Origin of the sequence: Sanguibacteroides justesenii, from assembly GCF_003204205.1 — a bacterium.
In the GTDB taxonomy this organism is placed as follows: Bacteria; Bacteroidota; Bacteroidia; order Bacteroidales; family Marinifilaceae; genus Gabonibacter; species Gabonibacter massiliensis.
The window spans coordinates 610,014-631,431 of sequence record NZ_QJPL01000001.1 but is presented as its reverse complement, the minus strand read 5'-3'; the positions used below and the strand labels follow the sequence as shown (position 1 = coordinate 631,431).

The window sequence follows — 21,418 nt, the reverse complement described above, 5'->3', positions numbered from 1 at the left end:
TAGATTCACGATATGATATATTTTGTAAGCGGTATCGATACGGATACCGGAAAATCGATTATAACGGGGTTATTAGCCCGTTCATTACGAAAAAAAGGAGTTCGGGTGGTTACCCAAAAGTTTATACAGACTGGTTGTACCGGGATCTCTGAAGATATTTTAAAGCATCGGGAAATTATGGAAATCGGTCCGCTCGAAATAGATCGGGACGGAACGACTTGTCCCTACGTGATGACTTACCCTGCTTCCCCTCATTTGGCGGCGGAGATCGATCGTGTGACTTTGGATACGGACCGGATAGCGGCTTCTTCCCGTAAATTGGACGAGTTATACGATATCGTATTGTTGGAAGGGGCCGGGGGATTGTATGTTCCGGTCACCAGAGACTATTTTACCATTGATTATATTCAAGAGAAGAAGCACCCTTTGATTTTGGTTGCCTCTTCCAAATTAGGCAGTATAAACCATACGTTGATGAGTTTGGAGTTATGTCGTCAACGGGGAATAGAACTTGCCCTGCTGGTGTATAACCGATTTCCGAATGATAGCGAGTGGATTACAAATGATTCCATTACGATTTTTCAGCGTTATTTGCATGATTTCTTTCCTTCTTGCCGTTTGATAGAGGTGCCTGTCGTGCATGGGAAGGAATATCCTGATATAGAGGTGGGGCCGTTATTGTCGAAATGAGAAGATTAGAACTTTTATCCCCTGCCAAAAATTTGAAGGTTGCTTTGGCCGCCATTCAAAATGGAGCCGATGCCGTGTATATCGGAGGGCCTGCTTTCGGGGCACGAAAGGCGGTGGGAAATTCTATTGAGGATATTACACGATTAGTCTCTGTCGCTCATCGTTTTTATTGCCGGGTATTCGTGACTATGAATACTCTTCTTTACGATGAGGAGCTGTCAGAAGCGGAGAAACTGATAAAGGCGCTATACCGGGTTGGCGTAGATGCCATTATCATACAAGATCCCGGTATCCTGAAATTGGATATCCCTCCTATAGCCTTGCACGCGAGCACTCAAATGCACAATTACGAGTTGGAACGGATTAAATTCTTGGACAAGATTGGATTTCAACGGATTGTGTTGGCCAGGGAGCTGTCGTTGGAAGAGATAAAAAAGATCAGGCGGGAGGTAAGTGCAGAATTGGAATATTTCGTGCACGGCGCCTTATGTGTCAGTTTAAGCGGACAGTGTTATATGTCGCATTATCTATTGGGACGTTCCGCCAATCGGGGGGAATGTGCTCAGGCTTGCCGTATGAAATGGAACGTGGAAGATGCGACGGGAAAACTTTTGTTGAAGGAGAAGCATGTATTGTCTTTAAAAGACCTGAATCTTTCCGATCGATTGTTTGAGCTTGCAGAAGCGGGCATCGATTCGTTTAAGATCGAGGGACGCCTGAAGGATACTCCCTATGTCGCTAATGTGACAAGCTACTACTCTTCGCGGCTGAATAGGATCGTAGAGCGGGAAAGAGGTTATGCGCGCGTGGGGTCCGGTAGTGTATCGGCCGATTTTGAGGCTGACCCGGAAAGAAGTTTTAACCGGGGGTATTCGGAATATTTTTATGCCGGGAGATCCGTCGGTTTGGTTAATATGGATACGCCAAAATCCATGGGGAAAAAAGTGGCGGAGGTAAAATGTACCAGAGGAAACCGATTGCAGGTAAATGCTTTTGAAGAACTTCATAATGCTGACGGATTGTGTTATATGGAGAACGGGGAGTTGAAGGGTATAAAAATCAATACGGTGGAAGGTGAATGGTTGAATTGCAATGAAAAGGTGAATATCTCTCCCGGTACCCCGTTGTATCGTAATTACGATCATCGGTTTGTCGTCCGATTGGAAAAAGGAAATGCCGTTCGGAAAATAGGAGTAAGGATTGACGTGTGTACGGAAGATCGAAGATTGATATTGTCTGCCACGGATGAGGATCGGGTTCATGTTACTTTAGTAAGCGAAGAGCGTTTCGATGAGGCAAAACAGCCGCAACAAGCTGAAAGAATTTGTCAACAATTGAAAAAATGCGGGGATACGGATTTTAGATGTGATTCGGTTGAGTATCGTGGAAAAGATGTGTTATTCATACAGGCGGCCGTGTTGAATACGTATCGTCGACAGTTATTGGATAAATTGCAGGAAAAGCGCGAAGAGTTAAGGGTGAAATGGATACAAGAACCTTTGAACGGTGAGTTGACGTATACCGGAAATTCTGATTGGAAGCTAAATATCGTTAATAAATTTTCGCGAGAATTTTACCGGGAACATGGAGTACAGATTCCGGAAAAGGGATTTGAAATTAGAAAAGATTATTGCGGAAAAGAGGTGATGACTACTCGTTATTGTCTTCTATTCGAGTTAGATTTATGTCGCAAAACGAATAAGTGCAGTGACTTAAAGTTTCCGCTATATCTTTCTAATAATTTAGGGCGTTTTCGGTTGGAGTTTGATTGCCAGTCCTGTGTAATGAAGGTGATAGCTTTAAAATAAAAAGTTGTTCCTTTCTTTCCTGAAAAGCTGTTTTCAAATAATAAAATCCGTAACTTATTTATTCCTTATCTAATTTTGATCATAAAACCTTTTCAGATAAATGCTCCTTGATTTATTCAAGGGCTATTTTTTTCGTTTTTTTCGCTATATTTGTTCTATAAATTATTTTATGAAGATTTTGTTTGTTCGAGGAATTATAAGCATTGTCGTTTTCTTTTGTTTGGGTGCTTGTCATGATGAAAAGATAAAGCCTCAAAAGGAGAGGACTGTATTGGTATATATTGCCGGAGATAATAATCTTTCCTATTTTTCATCCCAGAATATGGAAGGAATGATGAAAGGAATGAAAGAAGATAACGGTAATTTAATTGTTTATTGGGACCAACCGAATGTTGCCCCGAAATTACTTGAATTGGAGGTGATGAAAAACGGTTCCGTAAAGCAACGGGTGATAAAGGAGTATAAGGAGGAAAATTCAGCTTCACCTGCCGTTTTGGCACGGGTTATTCGCGAAACACAAAAATTGTATCCGGCCAAATCATACGGATTGGTTCTTTGGTCTCACGGGACAGGTTGGTTTCCCGAGAGTCCATCCGTGAAAGCTCGGAGTTTCGGAGAAGATCATGGTTCCGAGATGGATATTAAGGAGTTGGCGGCCGTTATTCCCGATAAATCTTTTCATTATATCATTTTCGATGCTTGTCTGATGGGAGCCGTAGAAGTTTTTTATGAACTGAGGAATAAGGCGGATTATATCATTGCTTCTCCTACGTTAGTTCCTGCAAAGGGACTTCCTTACGAACAAGTCGTTCCTTATTTTTGGGGGGAGGATTCGGATTTGGAAAAGATTTGTGAAGTTTATTACGATTTCAATAATACGACGACGGAAACGGCTACGATCACTTTAATAAAGACTTCCGAGTTAGAAGCTTTATACGTCCTTTGTCAGGAAATCTTGGAAGGAAAATTACCGGAAGTACAGACCCAAGACAAGAGTAGTGTTTACCGGTATTACGTGCCGCTTGCAGTTATAAATTATACCTTTTATGATTTTGCCGATTTAATCCGTCAGGTAGCTACTCGGGAGGAGCTCGCTAAATTCGATGCCCAACTGAAAAAGGTAGTCCTTTATTGTGCGGCTACCCGATATTTTTGGGATTATGTTCCCGTGGATAAAGATAGATTTAGCGGTATCAGCACCTATGTCCCTTTTCCGGATTGGCCCGGTCTAAATAACTATTACTTCACGTTATCATGGTCTGGAGTATATGGATTGTGATTTATTTCGTGTTTAGAATCTCTTGGGCGATCGAGTAAAACATACCCGCGCCGGATTCGATGAGCTCGTCCGGAAAATCGTATTGGGGGGAGTGAAGCGGGGGACAATTTTCTCCGGCTCCCAACCCGAACATAGCTCCTTTGTACTCTTGGGTAAAAAGACCGAAATCTTCTCCCCAGCTAAAAGGAACGTTCATTTCCAGGTAGGGTAGCTTGTTGGTTTCCGCTGCCTTTTTTATGTGTTGGACAGCTTGCGGATCGTTCACATTGGCAGAAAAAGATTCCAGCCATGTTATAGCCGAATTTAAACCGGGAGTAGCTGCCGTTTCTATTTCGATCAGTTTTTCTAATTTCTGCATATGCAGACGGAGTAGCCGATCGTTTTTAGCACGTAGAGTTACCCGGATAACTCCTGTTCCCGCTGCTACCCCGTAGGCTTCTTCTCCAATATGGATTTCTACCAAGGTCGCCAGGAAATAATCCTCTTTCTCTATATCGTATTGATTCCATCCTGTAAGCGTTTCGACTATTCTAAAGGTTGCGTTTACGGGATTGATTCCTTTTAAAGGTTCTGCTGCATGAGCTGTTTTGCCGGAGAGTGTAATTGCCGCACTGATGACGGAACAGGTGAAACTACCCGGTTTACATAATACGGCGGACGCGGAAAATCCCGGAATATTGTGAAGAGCGAAAACGTATTGGATATGGTATTGGGGAAGTACGAGATCGGCCAAAATGGCGGATGATCCGCAGCCAGTCTCTTCTGCCGGTTGGAATAAGAGCAATACCCGTCCTTGTCTCATCGGTTTTTCGGAAAGCATTTGGGCCAATCGTAATAGAATGGTCGTGTGACCGTCGTGGCCGCATTTGTGCGATATCCCGGTACGAACCGAACGATAGGAAATATTATCTTTCGATTCATCAATAGCGACAGCATCCATATCAGCCCGAAACAAGAGGGTTGGTCCCTCTTCGGAAAAGAAATACTCAGCCAGTAAGCCGTGTCCTCCTATGGAGCGAATGATTTTAGTCGGATGAAACGGGCGGAGAGAGGTTTCGATAAAACGGGCTGTTTCTCTTTCCTTGCCGGAGAGTTCCGGTTGTCGATGTAATTGGTGACGGATCGAATCAAAAGAGTGTGTTTGCATATATTTATTATTTTATAAGCATAAAATCAGTATTTGAAAAAGAACGATCAAATAGAGTTGTTATAATGGAGTAAATAATAATTTTAATGATGTAATATATTGATTTTTAACACATTGTGTTATATGAAATAATTCTGCCGCAAAGATAAATATATAATATTATAAACCCAATAACTATTCGGTCTTTATTTTGTTGTGTTTGTCCTTAAAAGATCCCGATAGATTCTGAAACAGAGTGGACTCTTTTATTTGATTTATCGGGAAAAATAGGGGTATCGACCTTTGATTTGGATGTATATTTTGTAATTTTGAGTTGCTAAAGAACGTAAGTATCATTTTAAATCCAGTTGTTTAGCCGGATTTATGCTATAAATCAGATCGAGTATGATTCAAAGAGATTATCTATTGCGGCAGATGGAGGTGTTTTTCAAAGCGCTTGATGAGAGATTCAGAGGAAAGAATAAGAATGAATACGAAGATATATCTGTTATTTTAAATGAATTTTATTCTACCTATTTTCATATCGACCGGGAAAAAATAACAGGGGAGGGAGAACAAATTATTAGTCACTGTATCTTGTATGAGCCTGTGGAAAAAGCGGAGATGCTTTCCGAATTGATATTTAAAGATGCTGTTTTTACAGTAGATACTCGTCGGAAAAATTATCTATTCCGATTGGTATTAAAGCTATACGACTCTATCGAATGCAGGTCGAAAACCTATTCTTCTCAAAGAGAAAAAAAGAGAAGGGAGATAACCGATTTTTTATCGGGTAATTGAATATAAATTTGTAAGATTTTTGCGTTTTATAGGTAATTGTTATGGGATCATTGGTCGCTTGGGGATATTGGGGATTATTTATCGGCTCGTTTTTAGCATCGACAATCATTCCGATGAGTGCGGATCTCTTATTGGTAGGGGTACTTTCCTTGGGAGGGAATACATGGATTTGTTTGATAATTGCCACTATCGGAAATTGGTTGGGAGGCTTGACCTCCTATTGGCTGGGATGGCTTGGACGTTGGGACTGGCTCGAGCGCTGGTTAAAAGTGAAGCGAGAGCAATTGGAGAGACAGAAGGAAAAGATTGATCGATACGGGGTTTGGCTGGCTTTGTTCACTTGGCTTCCCCTTGTGGGAGATCTTTTTGCCATCGCTCTCGGTTTTTATCGCGTGAGCCCTAAAATGTCGGCTCTATATATGTTGGTCGGCCGTTTTGTCCGTTTTCTTGTTTGGACACTTTTGTATATTCGGTATGCCGATCGGTTTGTCGAATGGATCCGATGATATAACATACTTTGTTCGCTTGCGTTATAAGTGAAAAAGGTATTTTCATGGATTCACTTCTTGATTTAGGATATTTGGGTTTATTTATCGGTTCGTTTATTTCGGCCACTGTAATTCCGATGGGAGCGGATGCCTTATTGTTGGGGATGTTGGCAGCCGGGGGAAAACCTGTATGGTGTTTAGCCATCGCAACAACGGGGAATTGGTTAGGTGGGACGTTGACCTATTGGTTGGGATATGCCGGAAAATGGACGTGGATACAGCGTTGGTTTAAAGTGACACCCGAAAAATTGAAACGGCAGAAAAACAGAATTGAAAAATACAAAAGCGTTATGGCTCTTTTGGTATGGGTTCCTGTTTTGGGGGATCTTTTCGCGTTGGCTCTTGGTTTTTATCGTATTAATGCCGTGAAATCATTTATTTTTATGTTTTTCGGAAGGTTGATACGATTTTTGTTTTGGTTGGTGTTATACTTACTTTGGACGGATAAATTCGTAAAGTTTATTTCCCATTTGTAGGATATATCGATACCCGTGGAATCGGTTGGTGCGATCCGGAAATAAAAAAACGCCCGTACTGATTTCGACGTACGGGCGGTTTATTGATATCTTTTTCAGTTTTCGACACGGATCATCTTGTAATGATGGGATTCCTCTGCCGGTAAGATAAATCCGCTGAAATGGTGTGTCTGCGGAACACTATTGATACCGTTGGCATTCACGCCGGTTGTTCCTTCGCTGACGGTGATACTGGCAGCATTACTGTCTTTGGTCAGGATGACGGTTACCTCTGCGGCAAAAGGATGATTGACGTAAAATTTGTAAATCCAGTTTCCTCTTTTATCTTGTTTCTTTTCAACTTTTTTTATCGGTCCGTCTTTGATGAGCTCTATATAACTATCGCTTTCACCATACGCTAAATTAGCGACTAACCTTTTTCCGGATGAACCGACGACATTAGGACGATTCCGTAGGGTCAAACGTTTACCCTGGGAGTTGTACACCTCTTTGGTCTCGAAAGCCCAGTCATTGGCTTCCAACGCTTTTAAAGCTTTGTCATGTGCTATTTTAGCCTGTTCTGCTTCTGCTGCCTTTTTTTCCGCTCTGATTTCACGTTTGCTCTTTTTCTGAGTTTGCGCTTCTGCCATTGTCGGTATTAGTACTGCAATGGCCATTAAAATAAAAAATAGTTTTTTCATAATCATTGGTTTATAATTACACATATATCGTTACCAGCTTCCGCTGGCACCGCCTCCTCCAAAGGAACCACCTCCGAATCCACCAAAGGAGCCATTTCCGCTGCTGAATGAGCCGAAACCTCCGCTATTGCTCCCGAATGGAATACCTCCGATAAAAAACGGACCGGAGGAGTGTCCGGGAGAAAATCCTTTACGCCGCCGAATAAAAAGAAACAAAATAATAAAGAAGAAAAGGGGAATAAATACCAAAAGCGAACCTTCCGATTGCTGTTCGTACTCTTCCGCTGTAAATTCTCCTTTTGTCAGATCCATCAATACATTGGTTGCTTTGTTTATCCCTATGTAATAATTCCCTTGCTGAAAAGAGGGAATTATTTCGTTTCGGATGATACGAGAAGCTGTAATATCCGGAATAACACCTTCCAATCCGTAACCGACGGATAAGGCGACTTCTCCTTTTTCATTTCCTTTTTTAGGTTTGATCAGAATCAATATTCCATTGTCTTTCCCCTTTTGGCCGATACCCCATTTTTCGGCCAAACGAGCCGCGTAATCGTTGATGTCGTATCCATCCAACGAAGAGACCGTTACCACGGCGATCTGGGTTGACGAAGTTTTATTGAAATGGGATAATTTTTCTTCTAAAGAAGAGATCTCTTTTTTGTTGAATAATTCCGTATAATCATTCACCAGCCTTTTGGGTTGCATCGGCTCCGGAAATTTTTGGCTGTAACCGGATACGCTGATTAGGCTAAATATGAATAATATAATGAGTTTCTGGATGTTCATGTTATAATTCATTTTACTTTTCGGATGGATTGAATGAAATGTCATCGGGTAGTTCATTAACGTCGTCTTGCCGGTAGGGAAAAAATTCCTGTAATTGTTTTCCGGCCTGAATGACGGCTTCGCAAATTCCCTCCGTAATATATCCCTGTTTAAATTTTTCAATCATACGGTTTTTCAATTCGTCCCAATACTTGTCGGGAACTTTGGCATTGATCCCGGCATCTCCTAATATAGCCATTTTTTTATCGACCAAGGCGATATAGAACAAAATTCCATTACGAAGGGCTGTTTTTTGCATTTTTAAATTGGCGAACACATCCGCAGCGCGATCCAGAATTTCTTTTGGGCAGTGGTTCTCGATATGAATGCGAATTTCTCCGGATGTATTTTTCTCCGCTTCCCTAATAGCTGCTACCATCTTATCTTTTTGTTCTTCCGTGAAATATTTTTCTGGAGACATAATAACAGGATTGAGATTAGATGTTAGAATTTAACTTCCGGGGCTTTTTCGGCACCGCTTGAGGCTTCGAAATAAGGTTTAGGCATAAAACCGAACATCCCGGCCAAAATATTTTTGGGAAAAGAACGGATGTATGCGTTATATCCCTTTACCTCTTCATTGAATTTACGTCTTTCCACGGCAATACGGTTTTCTGTTCCTTCCAATTGGGCTTGGAGATCTCTGAAATTCTCATTTGCCTTTAAATCAGGATATTGTTCGGATATGGCCATCAAACGGGATAGGGCAGAGGATAATTCTCCTTGCATATTGTTGAATTTCTGTAAGGTTTTTTCATCCAGCTGATCGAAATTGATTCGCATTTGAGTGGCTTTCGCCCGGGCATCTGTTACCTGTGTTAAGGTGTTTTGTTCGTGTTCCGCGTATCCTTTTACCGTGTTTACCAAATTGGGGATGAGATCCGCTCGCCTTTGGTATTGGTTCTCAACATTAGACCATTGGGAGGATATGGTTTCACTTCTGGTTACCATTTGGTTATAGCTTCCTTGAAACCATGCAAAAATGCCGATAGCAATGATGGCTATTATGGCTAATACGATATAACTTTTTTTCATTTTTGTTTCTGTTTTATGTAAAACTAATAGATCGTTTTTACAAAGATAAAATAAAAATTCAAACTAAAAAACGAGGCCGCAGCAATGCGGCCTCGTTTTTAGCGGGACTTGTACTCGTCATTTTACCAAATTCATTGTATCTGTAGCAATTACCAATTCTTCATCGGTGGTAATACTCATAACGATTACTTTTGAATGAGGTTTTGTCAATATTATATCTTTGCCGCGAACACCGTCATTCGCCTTGGAATCGAAATCTATTCCCATGTATTCCATATGGGCGCATACCTGTTGACGCACCTCACAATCATTTTCTCCTATACCTCCGGTAAATATGATCAAATCAGCCCCGTTCAGTACGGCTGCATAACTACCCACGTATTTTTTTACATCGTGAGCTAAAATGTCTAAGGCCAAACGGGCTTGAGAATTTCCTTTTGCTGCCGCGGCTTGTAACTCTCTACAATCGGAAGAAACTTCGGAAACTCCCATCAGTCCCGATTTTTTGTTGATCAGATCGTTGGCTTGCGGGATGTTTAACCCCTCCTTCTCACAGATAAAAAGCAAAGCACCCAGGTCCAGATCTCCTGTACGGGTTCCCATGATGACACCCGCGTTCGGGGTAAATCCCATGGAGGTGTCTACCGATTTGCCATGGTCGATAGCCGTAATGGACGAACCGTTTCCGAGGTGACAGGTAATGATCTTCTTTTCGCTTATGTCCCAACCCAATATTTTACAGGCTTTTTCTGCAACGAATTTGTGTGAGGTCCCGTGAAAACCGTACCGACGGATTCCGTATTGTTCGTAATATTTATAGGGTAATCCGTATACGTAGGCTTCCTTGGGAAGAGTTTGATGGAAAGAGGTATCGAAAACAGCGACTTGAGGAACTCCGGGAAGCAGTTGTTCCATAGTCTCTATCCCTTTTAGGTTAGCCGGGTTATGAAGCGGTGCCAACTCGCAACAAGCGGCGATTTTTTTCTTTACATCGTCGTCGACCAATACGCTCTGGGAAAAATATTCTCCCCCGTGAGCTACTCGGTGTCCGACAGCGTTTATATCGTTTAAAGATTCGATTACGCCATAAGTCGGGTCGACAAGAGCTTTTAAGATAAGATTGATACCTGTGATGTGGTCCTTTATGGACTCCTCTATCTCGTATTTGTCCTTTCCTGAAGGTTTATGGGTGAAGTTCCCTTTCGGGAGACCGATTTTCTCAACCAATCCTTTGGCTAATACAACCGGTTCTTCTTTCATATCTAATATCTGATATTTGATGGATGAACTTCCGCAATTTAAAACTAATATATTCATGACATTCGGTTTTACGTGGGGTGAATTATTTACTTGCGGCTTGGTTTACGGTAATGGCGACTAAATTTACGATATCACTAACGGAACATCCCCGCGACAGGTCGTTAATCGGAGCTGCCATTCCCTGAAGTACTGGACCTACGGCCTCTATGCCGGCAATGCGTTGTACTAATTTATAGCTGATATTGCCTACTTCCAAACTGGGGAAGATTAAGACATTGGCTTTTCCGGCAACGGGACTACCCGGAGCCTTGCTGGAACCCACGGAAGGAACCAAAGCGGCGTCAGCCTGCATTTCGCCGTCGATCATTATGTCAGGAGCCATCTGTTTGGCTAATTCGGTTGCTTTTATCACTTTATCAACCAATTCGTTTTTTGCGGAACCTTTCGTTGAGAAACTTAACATGGCTACTCGCGGTTCTATTTTGGCAATGGCTTTAGCCGTACCTGCTGTAGCTACGGCGATTTGAGCCAACTCTTCGGCCGTCGGATTCGGAAGTACGGCACAATCCGCACATACGATTAACCCGTTTTCACCGTATTCCGGTTTATCGGTTAACAGGAGGAATGCCCCCGATACTACGGATATACCCGGCAATGTTTTTACGATTTGCAAAGCAGGCCTTAGTACGTCGCCTGTCGCATTTTTGGCTCCGGCAACCTCTCCGTCCGCATCCCCGTTCTTAATCATCAAAGTCGCTAAATAGAGCGGATTGGTTACTAATTTAAGAGCCTCTTCCTTGGTCATGCCCTTACTTTTGCGTAATTCGACAAGCATATCCGCGTAAACTTCTTTTTTCGGATGATTTTCAGGATCGATGATGGTAGCTTTCCCGATGTTTTTCAGTTCAAATTTATCTGCCAGCGTTTGTATTTCTGCCGGTTTACCGATTAAAATAATCTGAGCAATTCCTTCGTTCAGAAGAATATCAGCAGCCTTTAGCGTACGCTCCTCCGTCCCTTCCGGGAGTACAATTCTTTTGTTGTACTTTTTCGCGTTTTCTTTGATTTGTTCAAGAAGGTTCATAAGTATCTTTTTTATGATAAGTTGTTGTTCATTTCTTTCGCGAAAGTAGAAATAATTTAATCAATAACGTAACTTTTTGTAAGCTATTGTTCGCAATTTTCAAGAATATTGTCAAGCAGAGATTGCAAAAATCGCAGAATCATTCCTGGAGCAATTTAAAACGAATCCTTAATCTTTGGTTTTCCATATCGTAAGAAATGATTTTAAAAATACCGATTTCGGCTGTATTAGCCACGTGCCGGCCGATGCAGGCACACGTATCGTAACTGCCTATGCGTACGATACGTAGGGTTTGACTGACGTTCTCGGGTAATTTGCTGAGATCAATCTCTTCCGGAACATGATCTTTATCTACAAATTCTGCGGTTACCGGTAAATGCATACCGATGACTTCATTGACTTTACGTTCGACTTCGGCCATTTGTTCTTCCGAGGGAGACGCGGATAAATAATAATCACATTTGGATTTTTTCTTTTCAATGTGCGTGTTTTTAGATCTTTCGCAACCGAATATCCGGACCATCGTTTGATTCAATATATGTTCTGCCGTATGCATGGGAGGATGTTCTTGTTTATTATGATCGTTGAGTTGAAGTTGTTGTTCCATATTATCTAAATTTTTACGAGAATGAATCCATTGGAATGACAAATTTAATATTATTTCCCGGTAAAGGATAAATTTATTTATGTAGAAAGAAGGTTTCAATAGAGTTTCTCGGAAAGTATAAAACCGGGGTACCAGAATTTTCATTTTTCAATTAATTGACTACTTTTGTCTTCCGTTAGGGTAAAAAAGAGTAACGGGTTTACTTCATGATGCCTAAGGTTTAATTTAGTTTTAAAAAAGCTATTGATATGAGATTATTAGAAGGAAAAACGGCCATTATTACCGGAGCTTCAAGAGGTATCGGTAAAGCTGTGGCATTAGAATTTGCTAAACAAGGTGCGAACATTGCTTTTACTGATTTGAGATACGATGAGATTGCTCAGGAAACGGAGAGAGAGATTGCCGCTTTGGGGGTAAAAGCGAAAATGTATGCTTCTAATGCTGCCGATTTCGCCGCAACAGCGGCAACGGTGGAAGAGATTGCCAAGGAATTCGGACGCATCGATATTTTGGTGAATAATGCAGGAATAACAAAAGATACGTTGTTGATGAGAATGAGTGAAGAACAATGGGATGCTGTTATGAATGTAAATTTGAAGTCTGTTTTCAATTTTACAAAAACGGTTTCGGCAATCATGTTGAGACAGAAATCCGGTTCCATTATCAGTATGAGCTCTGTTGTCGGTGTTAGTGGAAATGCCGGACAAGCTAATTATGCTGCCTCTAAAGCCGGAATTATCGGTTTTACCAAGAGTGTTGCCAAAGAGTTGGGGTCCCGGAATATTAGAGCCAACGCGGTTGCTCCCGGTTTTATTATTACCGATATGACAGCGAAATTGTCGGAGGAAGTGAGAAACGAATGGGCTCAAAAAATTCCGTTAAAAAGAGGTGGTACGCCTGAAGATATTGCGAAGGTATGCGTATTTTTAGCTTCAGATCTCTCTGCTTACGTTACGGGACAAACCATTCATGTATGCGGCGGTATGAACATGTAATTTCAGATAGTGAAAAATTTAAATGCCTGATCTTCGGATCGGGCATTTTGTTTTGATTGAAGGTCAAATTTTGTACGTGATTTGATCTGAATTCTTGTTTGCTTTCAAATATCTCCTTATCTTTACATGAAATGATTATGGCTTACTTTTTGTTAGTTTTGAGATAACGTAAAAGAAAGTAATATGTATGATAAAAGAGGTAAGATAGTAGATCGATGCGTACGGGGGACTTTATTGTTTCTCGTGTTTTCTTGTTTAATTTCTTGTGCGGGTTATCGTTTACTCGATATCGACGTTTTAGAACCTGCAGACCGAGAGTTGAAACAAGGAGATATCAAAATTCTTTTTTTAGACCGTAAGTTGATATATCAATCCGATTCGACGGCGTTTCGGGAGTTGAAAAATCTGTCGGGATTGACCCGGGGGGATTTGGTGGAATGTTTTTACGACGGTTTTCAGGCTGGTATTCACAATAGTGCTAAAAAAGTAGTGTTGGGGCGTGCCGTCGGATTGAATAGCAAATACATGAGAGATACCATTACTCCCGCACCGTTGACTCTTTCAGAGTTGCAAACCGTTAACAAGGGGGTATACTCTTATGTCCTGGGGATAGAATCTTGTGTGTTTCGCTTGTACGATAGATATAATGCAGTGGTAGACAATGCGTTGTTTTTAAGATTGTACGATACGGAGAGTAATCAACCTATAGATACCATGTATTCCAATGTATTGAGATCCGCTATAACTGCCGGGGAAGATATAAATGCGATATGCGATTTCTATTATCAGTTGGGGCTGGATTACGCCAAACATCTGGTTCCGACCTGGCAGCCAGAAAAAAGGAGAATCTATATGAGTAATAATGCCTTGAAATTGGGATATTATTTTTTGAAAGATGAAAAGTACGATCAGGCCTATGAAATATGGAATGCGGCATTGAATATGAGACCGCTCGTGGCAGTGAAGGCTACTGTAAATATCGCTTGGTTGTATGAGCGGCAAGGTAATTTTCAGGGAGCGATCGATCTGTTGGAGGCGGCTTTAAGACATATGGAAAAATCCAACGTGAAAAATAATAATCTATCGGAATACATAGAGCATTATATTCAAATACTGAATCAAAGAATAAAAGACGATCGCAAATTATTAAATCAGTTATAAAAGCATTTTATATGGAGAATTTTAATTATTATAATCCGGTAAAAATTCTTTTTGGTAAAGGGAAGATTAGTGAGATTGGAAAATTAATCCCCAAGGGATTTAAAGTAATGATCACTTATGGTGGTGGCAGTATTAAAAAGAATGGCGTGTACGATCAAGTTATGTCCGCACTTGAAGATTTTCATGTAATCGAATTCGGCGGAATTGAGCCGAATCCGCATTATGAAACTCTGATGAAAGCGGTGGAGATTGCCAAGAATGAGAACGTGGGTTTTTTGTTGGCTGTTGGAGGAGGATCGGTGATAGACGGTACGAAGTTTATTGCAGCGGCTTCTTGTTTTGAAGGTGAAGACAAGTGGGACATTCTGGCTAAGATGGCTCCCGTTCATGCGGCTTTGCCCTTGGCTACGGTTTTAACCTTACCGGCTACGGGATCCGAGATGAATAGCGGGGCTGTAATTACCCGGCAAGAGACAGAAGAAAAATTGGCTTTTAGATCTCGTCATGTATTCCCGAAATTTTCCGTGTTAGATCCGACGGTTACTTTCTCCTTACCGAAGCATCAGATTGCCAATGGGGTAGTGGATGCTTTCGTGCATGTGATGGAACAATATTATACAACGACTCAGGATGTTGAAATTCAAGACCGTTTCTCGGAAGGAATATTGAAAACGTTAATCGCTCTCGGTCCCCAAATGATCGCAGCAGAACAACCGGATTATCAAACCCGGGCTAATTTTATGTGGGCGGCAACCATGGCGTTGAACGGATTGATCGCTTGCGGGGTAACGGAGGATTGGTCGACGCACCATATCGGTCATGAGCTGACGGCGTTTCATGGATTGGACCATGCGGTGACCTTGGCCATTGTTCTGCCGGGTGTAATGAAAGCCACGAAGATGTTGCGCCACGATAAATTGCTTCAATATGCACAACGGGTTTGGGATTTGGATATTTCACAGCCGGGGGCTGCCGATCAGGCTATTGCGAAAACAGAACAGTTTTTCAATGACATGGGAATCAAAACCCGTTTGTCGGATTATGGTATAGGTATTGATACCATTGATCGTATCGAGAAACGTTTCCGGGATCGGGGAGAGTTTGCATTGGGAGGAATTGACGATGTGAACGTGGATAACGTGAGAGTCATTTTAACATCCAGATTATAAGAGAAGAAGGTGTCTGGCAAAAGCCAGACACCTTCTTTTTAATTTCCATTTTAATGTCCAAATTGAAAATATACAGGGCTTCTGCCGGAGCAGGAAAGACTTTTGCCCTGACCATGGAATATTTTAAGATAGTCTTTGCTTCTCCTTTAGAATATAAGAATGTTCTGGCCGTGACGTTCACGAATAAGGCGACGGAAGAGATGAAATCCCGTATTATTCGGGAATTGAATAAATTGGCAGAGGGTGAAAAAAGTGATTACAATGAGGCTTTAAAATCGAATTTACGTTTATCCGATGAACAAGTTAAGGAGCGGGCTATCGTATTGCGTACATTGATTCTGCACGATTACGGTCGATTGTCCGTAACTACCATCGACCGTTTTTTTCAACGGATCATTAAGGCATTTACGAAGGAATTGGGGATATTTCCCGGGTATAACGTGGAGTTGGATAGTGATTACGTGCTATTGAGGGCGGTCGACCAGATCATGCAACGGATGAACGAGGATAAGGAATTGAGGGTTTGGATTACCGAGTTGATGAACAATAGCGTGGAAGAGGCTAAATCGTGGAGTGTGAAAGGGAAGATTGCGGAGTTGGGAAAAGAATTGTTCGGGGAGAATTACATGTTGTTCGATAAGGCCGTTCAACAAAAATTCGGTAATCGGGATTTTTTGAAAGCTTATCAGTCGTTTTTGCGGGGTATTGTGAAACGTTTCGAAAAACGATTGGAAGAGTATGGTAAGAGGGCATGTCATTTGATTGAAACAAATAATTTGCGGGTAGAAGATTTTAAAAATGGGAAACGAGGAGTCGTTAACTATTTTTATAAACTAAGAGACAAAAATTTAAACGGTATAACGGATTCGACCCGAAACGCTCTCGATAATCCCGATGCATGGATCGCTAAAAAACAGCATCCGGAAATTCGAACCCAAATAGAGAACCTTTATCCTACCCTAAATAGCTGGTTGGGGGAGAGCATTCAATTCTACGACGAAGAGGTGGTGGATTATCATTCTGCCAGATTGTTACTCGATAATTTGTACCAGTTGGGTATATTGAATGATTTGTATCGGGAGATCCGAGCCTATTGTGAGGAAAAAGGCCTTATGTTACTGAGTGATACTACCCGTATCTTAAACGTGCTGATTGCTGCTAACGATACCTCTTTTCTATTCGAGAAAATAGGAAATTTCTATAAACACGTCATGATTGACGAATTTCAGGATACCTCGGCCATGCAATGGTCCAATTTCCGGCCGTTAATTGTAAATACGTTGTCAGAAGGAGGAAAGGCGTTGGTGGTAGGGGATGTAAAACAGAGTATTTACCGATGGAGAAACGGCGATTGGCGTTTGTTGTCCTCCGGTGTGGAAAAAGATTTTAAAACGTTTGGGATTTGCGATGAGATTTTGGAGCATAATTGGCGAAGTGCGGGAGAAATTGTAATGTTCAATAACCTGCTGTTTTCCCAGGCGGCTTTGCAATTGAAAGAGATGTATGATAAAGAGGAGGGAAAGAACGATTACTCTTTCTCGATCTTGGAGGCTTATGCCCATACGGAACAGAAAATACGCCGCGATGAACGGGGTTATATACAAATAAAATATGGAGGGGATAAACAGGAAGAGGGGAGTGCGGAAGCCATTATGGAAGCCGTCGTGGGAGTAATCCGGAATAGTATGGGGAGAGGGGAGGAATTGAAGAATAGCGTGATTCTTGTAAGAAACGGTAAGGAAGGGGCTTTTGTAGCCGATTATATTATTGAGTATAATCGTCTGCACCCGGCTGCACCTATTCCTTTTATTTCGAATGATTCTTTATACGTGGCGGCTTCTCCGTATGTCGTTTTGATTATTAGTGTATTAAAATACATAATGACTCCTTATGACTTGGTAAACCGGGCCGTTTTGTCGTACCACTATTTTACTTATGTCAGAAACGAAAATTGGGATGATCAGGATACGCGGTTTAAGGCAGTCGCTTCAGAAGAGACCTTCATGACCTCTTTGGGTATTCCTTTTTTGCAGGAGATAAATCGAGAGACGACCGGGTCTTTGTATGAAATGGTAGAGGCTATTATTGCGGCAATGAAACTGAGGGACCGGGTAGATGAATTGCCTTATTTAATTGCTTTTCAGGATATTATATTCGAATATGAAGAGAACAATACGAGCAGCATACCCGTATTCTTGGAATGGTGGGAAAAAGAGAAGGATAAAAAGGTTCTCTCAACTTCGGAAGAGACCAATTCTGTTCGGATATTAACCATTCATAAGTCCAAGGGATTGGAATTTGATACCGTGATCATTCCCTTCTGTAACTGGGATTTGGACGATATGAGACATGCCCGTCGCCTTTGGTGCGATAACAAGGAGGAGGGGTTTAAAGATTTGGAATATGCTCCACTGAATTACTCTTCAAAGTTATCGGACAGCCATTTTAAAGAGGCTTATTTGGAAGAGCATATGAAGACCTATATCGATAATTTAAATCTTTTATATGTCGCTTTGACGAGAGCAAAGAGAGCCTTGCATGTTTTCCCTTATGCGCCTAAAATCAGTAAGGAAGGGCGACCGGCTGATATTGGATCTTTTTTGTATCAAGTGTTGGAAAGACTGGAATCAACTCGTTTATTATCCGGATGGAACAGCGGGGAAAAACAGTTAAGTATAGGGGAATACGGTATTTTGAAGGAAGGAAGGAAAGAGACGGTAGATAACAGGATTACGTTAAAAGAGTATCCGGTTTTCGATTTGAAAGATCGTGTCCGGGTACGTTATAAATACGAAGATTACACGGATATTGAAGAGAAGGGAAATTCGGCGGTAGACGAAGGAAAATTGTTTCACGAACTTTTCTGTCGTATCGAAAAAACGACAGATATAGAACGGGCGGTAAATGAGGTATATCGTACCGGTTTAATACATTATAATGAAAAGGAGATGTACCGAAAAAAATTAGTCGATTATTTGGATAATGTTCCTGTGGCTTCTTGGTTTGACGGCAGTTATCGCGTCATTACCGAACGGGATATCCTTTTTACGAACGCGGGAAGAGCTCGGCCCGACCGGGTTATGTTTGACGGGAATAAGGTCGTTATCGTAGATTACAAGTTCGGATACAAAGAGGAGGAGGAGTACAGTAAGCAAATGGGATTCTATTGTAAAATACTGAGACAAATGGGGTATAAGGAGGTGAAAGGATATATTTGGTATGTAAACATGAATAAAATATATCCTGTCGGGTCCGGCACTCAATTGCAGTTGGATTTTTAGTAGCTGTCTACGGTGCTGATTTGATCCGTGTTTTTTCGAATTTTGGGACGAATGATCGGGTCTGCTGGATGTCCGATAGGGATGATCAATTCTACTCTTTTATACGAAGGGATATGTAGTAAATCCTTTATCTTTTTTTCATTAAACCATCCCATGATGCAAGTTCCCAATCCTTCAACGGTAGCTTGAAGGCAAAATTGTATTGCCGCAATGCCGTTGTCGATTAAGGTAAAATCCTTATTCTTTAATGTTTGACCGATACGGGAAGAGAGATTTGCTTTTTCTCTAACCATGACGACGATAACAGGGGCCTGTTTGGTAAAATGATTCATGGGAAGAATTCCTCCCGATGTGGCGTCCGCTACCTTATTCTTTAATTCAGGGTCTTTGACGATGACAAACTTCCACGGTTGGGCGTTGCAGGCTGAAGGAGCCAGGCGGGCGGCTTCGATGCACCTCGATAAACTCTCTTGAGATACGGGTTCGCTGGAGTATCCTCTGACACTTTGTCGTTGTAAAAAGAGATTTAATAATTCCTGTGGTTCCATATATTCAAAAATAGAGGGTACTGGAACGGTACCCTTATCGGTTATTATTTTTTGTGTTTATACCATTCTAAGTTTTCTGTCCCGTTTGAAGTTGCCCATCGGGTATACTGCGGGAATGCTTCATCGATACGTTGTCCTTCTTTAGGAAAATCAAAAGAAGTTCCCACGATATGAATGGCAAACGGGAAATAGTTGTTGGATATGAAGTAGAGTCCTTTTGCCGGTTCGGAAAGATCATGCCCGTAATGCAGAAGGCTCATATCCATTAAATCCGTAGGCTTGTGATTAGGCAGATGTACCTCGCGGCCTCGTTGCTTATTGGACTCGACGATAATAAAAGGATTATAAGGTGGTAAACCTAACTCGCTGGATTTCATACCGCCTAAAGTCGTCTCTACGGTAAAAACCATGTCTTTTCCTGTTTTAACCACGTCTTCCGCATCGTCAAACAGAATGATCGTTGCCTTTGTTTGGTTGTTCTCCAGCCCTTTGCTATTCAAACTGAAACGGGTAGGAATCGTGTAGTCTGACGTTATATTCATTGATCGAATCATGCTGCTGCTGGTTTCGTATTGGTAAGCAAAACCATTTGTGTACTGGGCTCCGTTATTCTTTAACGTCCATACGTCTTTTACTTTAACGATTAAATTTCGGGCGTTCAGATAGTGAATGGTATTGTATTCCATCACGACGTCGTTCATGTCATAGTCTCCCTGGTAAGGCCATATATCCTCGAAAGCAACCGTTCCGTTGTATTTTATGGTGTAAGCTAATAGAGGATCGTCCGGAAATTCGTCATCTACGTCCGGAACACCATCCCCATCGCTATCCGTCAAATCTTTTCCGTCCGGAATGTTGTCGTCGTTGTATTCCACGTACGATGGATCGGCCTCTATGTAGAAAATAAAGTCACGGTAGTCTGCCTGATGGAAGTTTTTATCCTCGAAACCGATATAACGGATTTTCGTGTTGGGATCCCGGACGATCACGTTGTGTTTTCGCTGTAAATCGTTGAGTTCCGTATTGGAATAGGCATATACTTTCCAGGTATCCGGTTGGGATATGGCATAGGATGTGGAATTGAAACCTCCGACTAAAATAAACCATCCGATGGTTATTCCTTTTGGAAATTGGTCTATCCAGCTTTGGGTGGCTTCGTCCCAATATTTTAACCGAACGTTGTCTCCCAATTGTAAACCGGCTTTCGGGGCAAAAGTAGCGTTCGGGAATAACACGATTTTTTGAATATCTTCAACGGAACGGGGTGGTTTTTGAGAATCGTAATAATAATATCCCATCGTATTAGTTACCGTATTGCCGCTATTGTGTACAACGACTAAATCGATAATGGCTCCGTCTTTAACGATATTGATATTGGCTTCCCCGCTTTCTGCAATATAATTATCGACATTATCGCTTTTCGTGCCTAAACTTGAATTCACCATCTTTAGTCCGTCTGACGATACATTTTTGGGAGCGCCTAAATAATTCGGAACACCTTTAACATTCCATTTGCCGTCGTTTACTATTTTCAATTCGCTTGGACGGGTAGAGTAGATATAATCCGTTTCTCCTGTCCGCGAACTAACGGACTTGGATTTTACTTGTGTACCATCGATGGAATATTTTATTACAGAAGGAACACCTAAAGCATCAGTGTATAGGTATACTTCTTTAATAGATGCAGGGATCTGTACTAATTCCGAATAATTTCCGTCATTGTCCGTGATTCCTTTGAATAAGGTTTTTAAACCTTCTTTTTTCACGGGTTCATCATTTACGATCTCAATCGGATCTTCCGCGTAAGCTTCGAACGCTAACGCGTACCCTTCGGGAACACTATAATTTACATTTGCAGTAATGTTGTTTGCCGTACGGTAGTCAAACGCGTTTCCATCTCCCGGAGGAGGGGTCTTCGACATGTCTTTATCCGTACAGCCTATAAGTATAGCGATAAAAACAATAATTCCTGTGCTTACAATTTTGGTTTTCATTTTAGTATCTATTTAGGTCACATTTTGCAAATGTAATGAATTAATTTT

20 protein-coding genes are annotated in these 21,418 nt (G+C 41.5%); 10 read left to right on the top strand and 10 right to left on the bottom strand.

Features of this window, described 5'->3' with window-relative positions; all coding sequences use genetic code 11:
- Positions 1-12 precede the first annotated feature (12 nt).
- The 3 genes from bioD (at position 13) to DMB45_RS02815 (ending at position 3,777) form a co-directional block, all read left to right on the top strand.
- Positions 13-690, top strand: coding sequence for a dethiobiotin synthase (gene bioD / locus DMB45_RS02825; RefSeq protein ID WP_041503590.1), 678 nt, complete (start codon positions 13-15; stop codon positions 688-690).
- Positions 687-2,498 carry a peptidase U32 family protein gene (locus DMB45_RS02820; RefSeq protein ID WP_110688408.1) on the top strand — a complete coding sequence of 604 codons (1,812 nt, stop codon included), beginning with the start codon at positions 687-689 and terminating at the stop codon, positions 2,496-2,498. Before bioD ends, DMB45_RS02820 begins: the two co-directional genes overlap by 4 nt.
- 169 nt (positions 2,499-2,667) lie before the next feature.
- The gene (locus DMB45_RS02815; protein WP_181416480.1) at positions 2,668-3,777 is read left to right on the top strand and encodes a clostripain-related cysteine peptidase; all 1,110 of its coding nucleotides are present in this window, start codon (positions 2,668-2,670) and stop codon (positions 3,775-3,777) included.
- 1 nt (position 3,778) lies between these two features.
- On the opposite strand, the gene DMB45_RS02810 is transcribed toward DMB45_RS02815, so the two are convergent.
- Positions 3,779-4,924, bottom strand: coding sequence for an amidohydrolase (locus tag DMB45_RS02810; RefSeq protein ID WP_041503592.1), 1,146 nt, complete (start codon positions 4,922-4,924; stop codon positions 3,779-3,781).
- 384 nt (positions 4,925-5,308) lie between these two features.
- Between DMB45_RS02810 and DMB45_RS02805 the strand changes: the two genes are divergently transcribed.
- Genes DMB45_RS02805 through DMB45_RS02795 form a run of 3 tightly spaced genes read left to right on the top strand, consistent with a single transcriptional unit; the run spans position 5,309 to position 6,728 of the window.
- The gene (locus DMB45_RS02805) at positions 5,309-5,704 is read left to right on the top strand and encodes a hypothetical protein (RefSeq protein WP_041503593.1); all 396 of its coding nucleotides are present in this window, start codon (positions 5,309-5,311) and stop codon (positions 5,702-5,704) included.
- A gap of 41 nt (positions 5,705-5,745) precedes the next feature.
- Positions 5,746-6,210: a YqaA family protein gene (locus DMB45_RS02800; protein WP_041504887.1), complete on the top strand. Its 465-nt coding sequence runs from the start codon at positions 5,746-5,748 to the stop codon at positions 6,208-6,210.
- Positions 6,211-6,257: 47 nt separating this feature from the next.
- The gene (locus DMB45_RS02795; RefSeq protein ID WP_041503595.1) at positions 6,258-6,728 is read left to right on the top strand and encodes a YqaA family protein; all 471 of its coding nucleotides are present in this window, start codon (positions 6,258-6,260) and stop codon (positions 6,726-6,728) included.
- A 95-nt stretch (positions 6,729-6,823) separates the two neighbouring features.
- On the opposite strand, the gene DMB45_RS02790 is transcribed toward DMB45_RS02795, so the two are convergent.
- From DMB45_RS02790 to DMB45_RS02760, 7 genes are all read right to left on the bottom strand, one after another.
- Entirely contained in the window at positions 6,824-7,408 is a 585-nt protein-coding gene (locus tag DMB45_RS02790; protein ID WP_041504888.1) for a DUF4251 domain-containing protein, read from the bottom strand.
- 30 nt (positions 7,409-7,438) lie between these two features.
- On the bottom strand, positions 7,439-8,197 hold the full coding sequence (locus tag DMB45_RS02785) for a TPM domain-containing protein (protein ID WP_041504027.1): 759 nt from the start codon (positions 8,195-8,197) through the stop codon (positions 7,439-7,441).
- A gap of 13 nt (positions 8,198-8,210) precedes the next feature.
- The gene (locus DMB45_RS02780) at positions 8,211-8,657 is read right to left on the bottom strand and encodes a TPM domain-containing protein (RefSeq protein WP_041503597.1); all 447 of its coding nucleotides are present in this window, start codon (positions 8,655-8,657) and stop codon (positions 8,211-8,213) included.
- A gap of 23 nt (positions 8,658-8,680) precedes the next feature.
- Entirely contained in the window at positions 8,681-9,271 is a 591-nt protein-coding gene (locus tag DMB45_RS02775) for a LemA family protein (protein WP_041503598.1), read from the bottom strand.
- Positions 9,272-9,388: 117 nt separating this feature from the next.
- Entirely contained in the window at positions 9,389-10,588 is a 1,200-nt protein-coding gene (locus tag DMB45_RS02770) for an acetate/propionate family kinase (RefSeq protein ID WP_041503599.1), read from the bottom strand.
- 25 nt (positions 10,589-10,613) lie between these two features.
- Positions 10,614-11,615 carry a phosphate acetyltransferase gene (gene pta, locus DMB45_RS02765; protein WP_041503600.1) on the bottom strand — a complete coding sequence of 334 codons (1,002 nt, stop codon included), beginning with the start codon at positions 11,613-11,615 and terminating at the stop codon, positions 10,614-10,616.
- A 139-nt stretch (positions 11,616-11,754) separates the two neighbouring features.
- Positions 11,755-12,222 (bottom strand): alanyl-tRNA editing protein, encoded by a 468-nt coding sequence (locus DMB45_RS02760; RefSeq protein ID WP_110688430.1) that lies wholly within the window; start codon positions 12,220-12,222, stop codon positions 11,755-11,757.
- Between the two features lie 248 nt (positions 12,223-12,470).
- Between DMB45_RS02760 and fabG the strand changes: the two genes are divergently transcribed.
- The 4 genes from fabG (at position 12,471) to DMB45_RS02740 (ending at position 18,828) form a co-directional block, all read left to right on the top strand.
- Complete coding sequence (gene fabG / locus DMB45_RS02755) at positions 12,471-13,217, top strand: 3-oxoacyl-[acyl-carrier-protein] reductase (protein ID WP_041503601.1); 747 nt, start codon at positions 12,471-12,473, stop codon at positions 13,215-13,217.
- Between the two features lie 183 nt (positions 13,218-13,400).
- Positions 13,401-14,378: a DUF6340 family protein gene (locus DMB45_RS02750; RefSeq protein ID WP_041503602.1), complete on the top strand. Its 978-nt coding sequence runs from the start codon at positions 13,401-13,403 to the stop codon at positions 14,376-14,378.
- An 11-nt stretch (positions 14,379-14,389) separates the two neighbouring features.
- On the top strand, positions 14,390-15,547 hold the full coding sequence (locus DMB45_RS02745) for an iron-containing alcohol dehydrogenase (protein WP_041503603.1): 1,158 nt from the start codon (positions 14,390-14,392) through the stop codon (positions 15,545-15,547).
- A 53-nt stretch (positions 15,548-15,600) separates the two neighbouring features.
- On the top strand, positions 15,601-18,828 hold the full coding sequence (locus tag DMB45_RS02740; RefSeq protein ID WP_110688406.1) for a UvrD-helicase domain-containing protein: 3,228 nt from the start codon (positions 15,601-15,603) through the stop codon (positions 18,826-18,828).
- On the opposite strand, the gene DMB45_RS02735 is transcribed toward DMB45_RS02740, so the two are convergent.
- The gene (locus DMB45_RS02735; protein ID WP_041503605.1) at positions 18,825-19,376 is read right to left on the bottom strand and encodes a nitroreductase family protein; all 552 of its coding nucleotides are present in this window, start codon (positions 19,374-19,376) and stop codon (positions 18,825-18,827) included. The two genes, DMB45_RS02740 and DMB45_RS02735, sit on opposite strands and share 4 nt — an antisense overlap.
- Positions 19,377-19,420: 44 nt before the next feature.
- The gene (locus DMB45_RS02730; RefSeq protein ID WP_110688405.1) at positions 19,421-21,370 is read right to left on the bottom strand and encodes an LruC domain-containing protein; all 1,950 of its coding nucleotides are present in this window, start codon (positions 21,368-21,370) and stop codon (positions 19,421-19,423) included.
- Between the last annotated feature and the right edge of the window lie 48 nt (positions 21,371-21,418).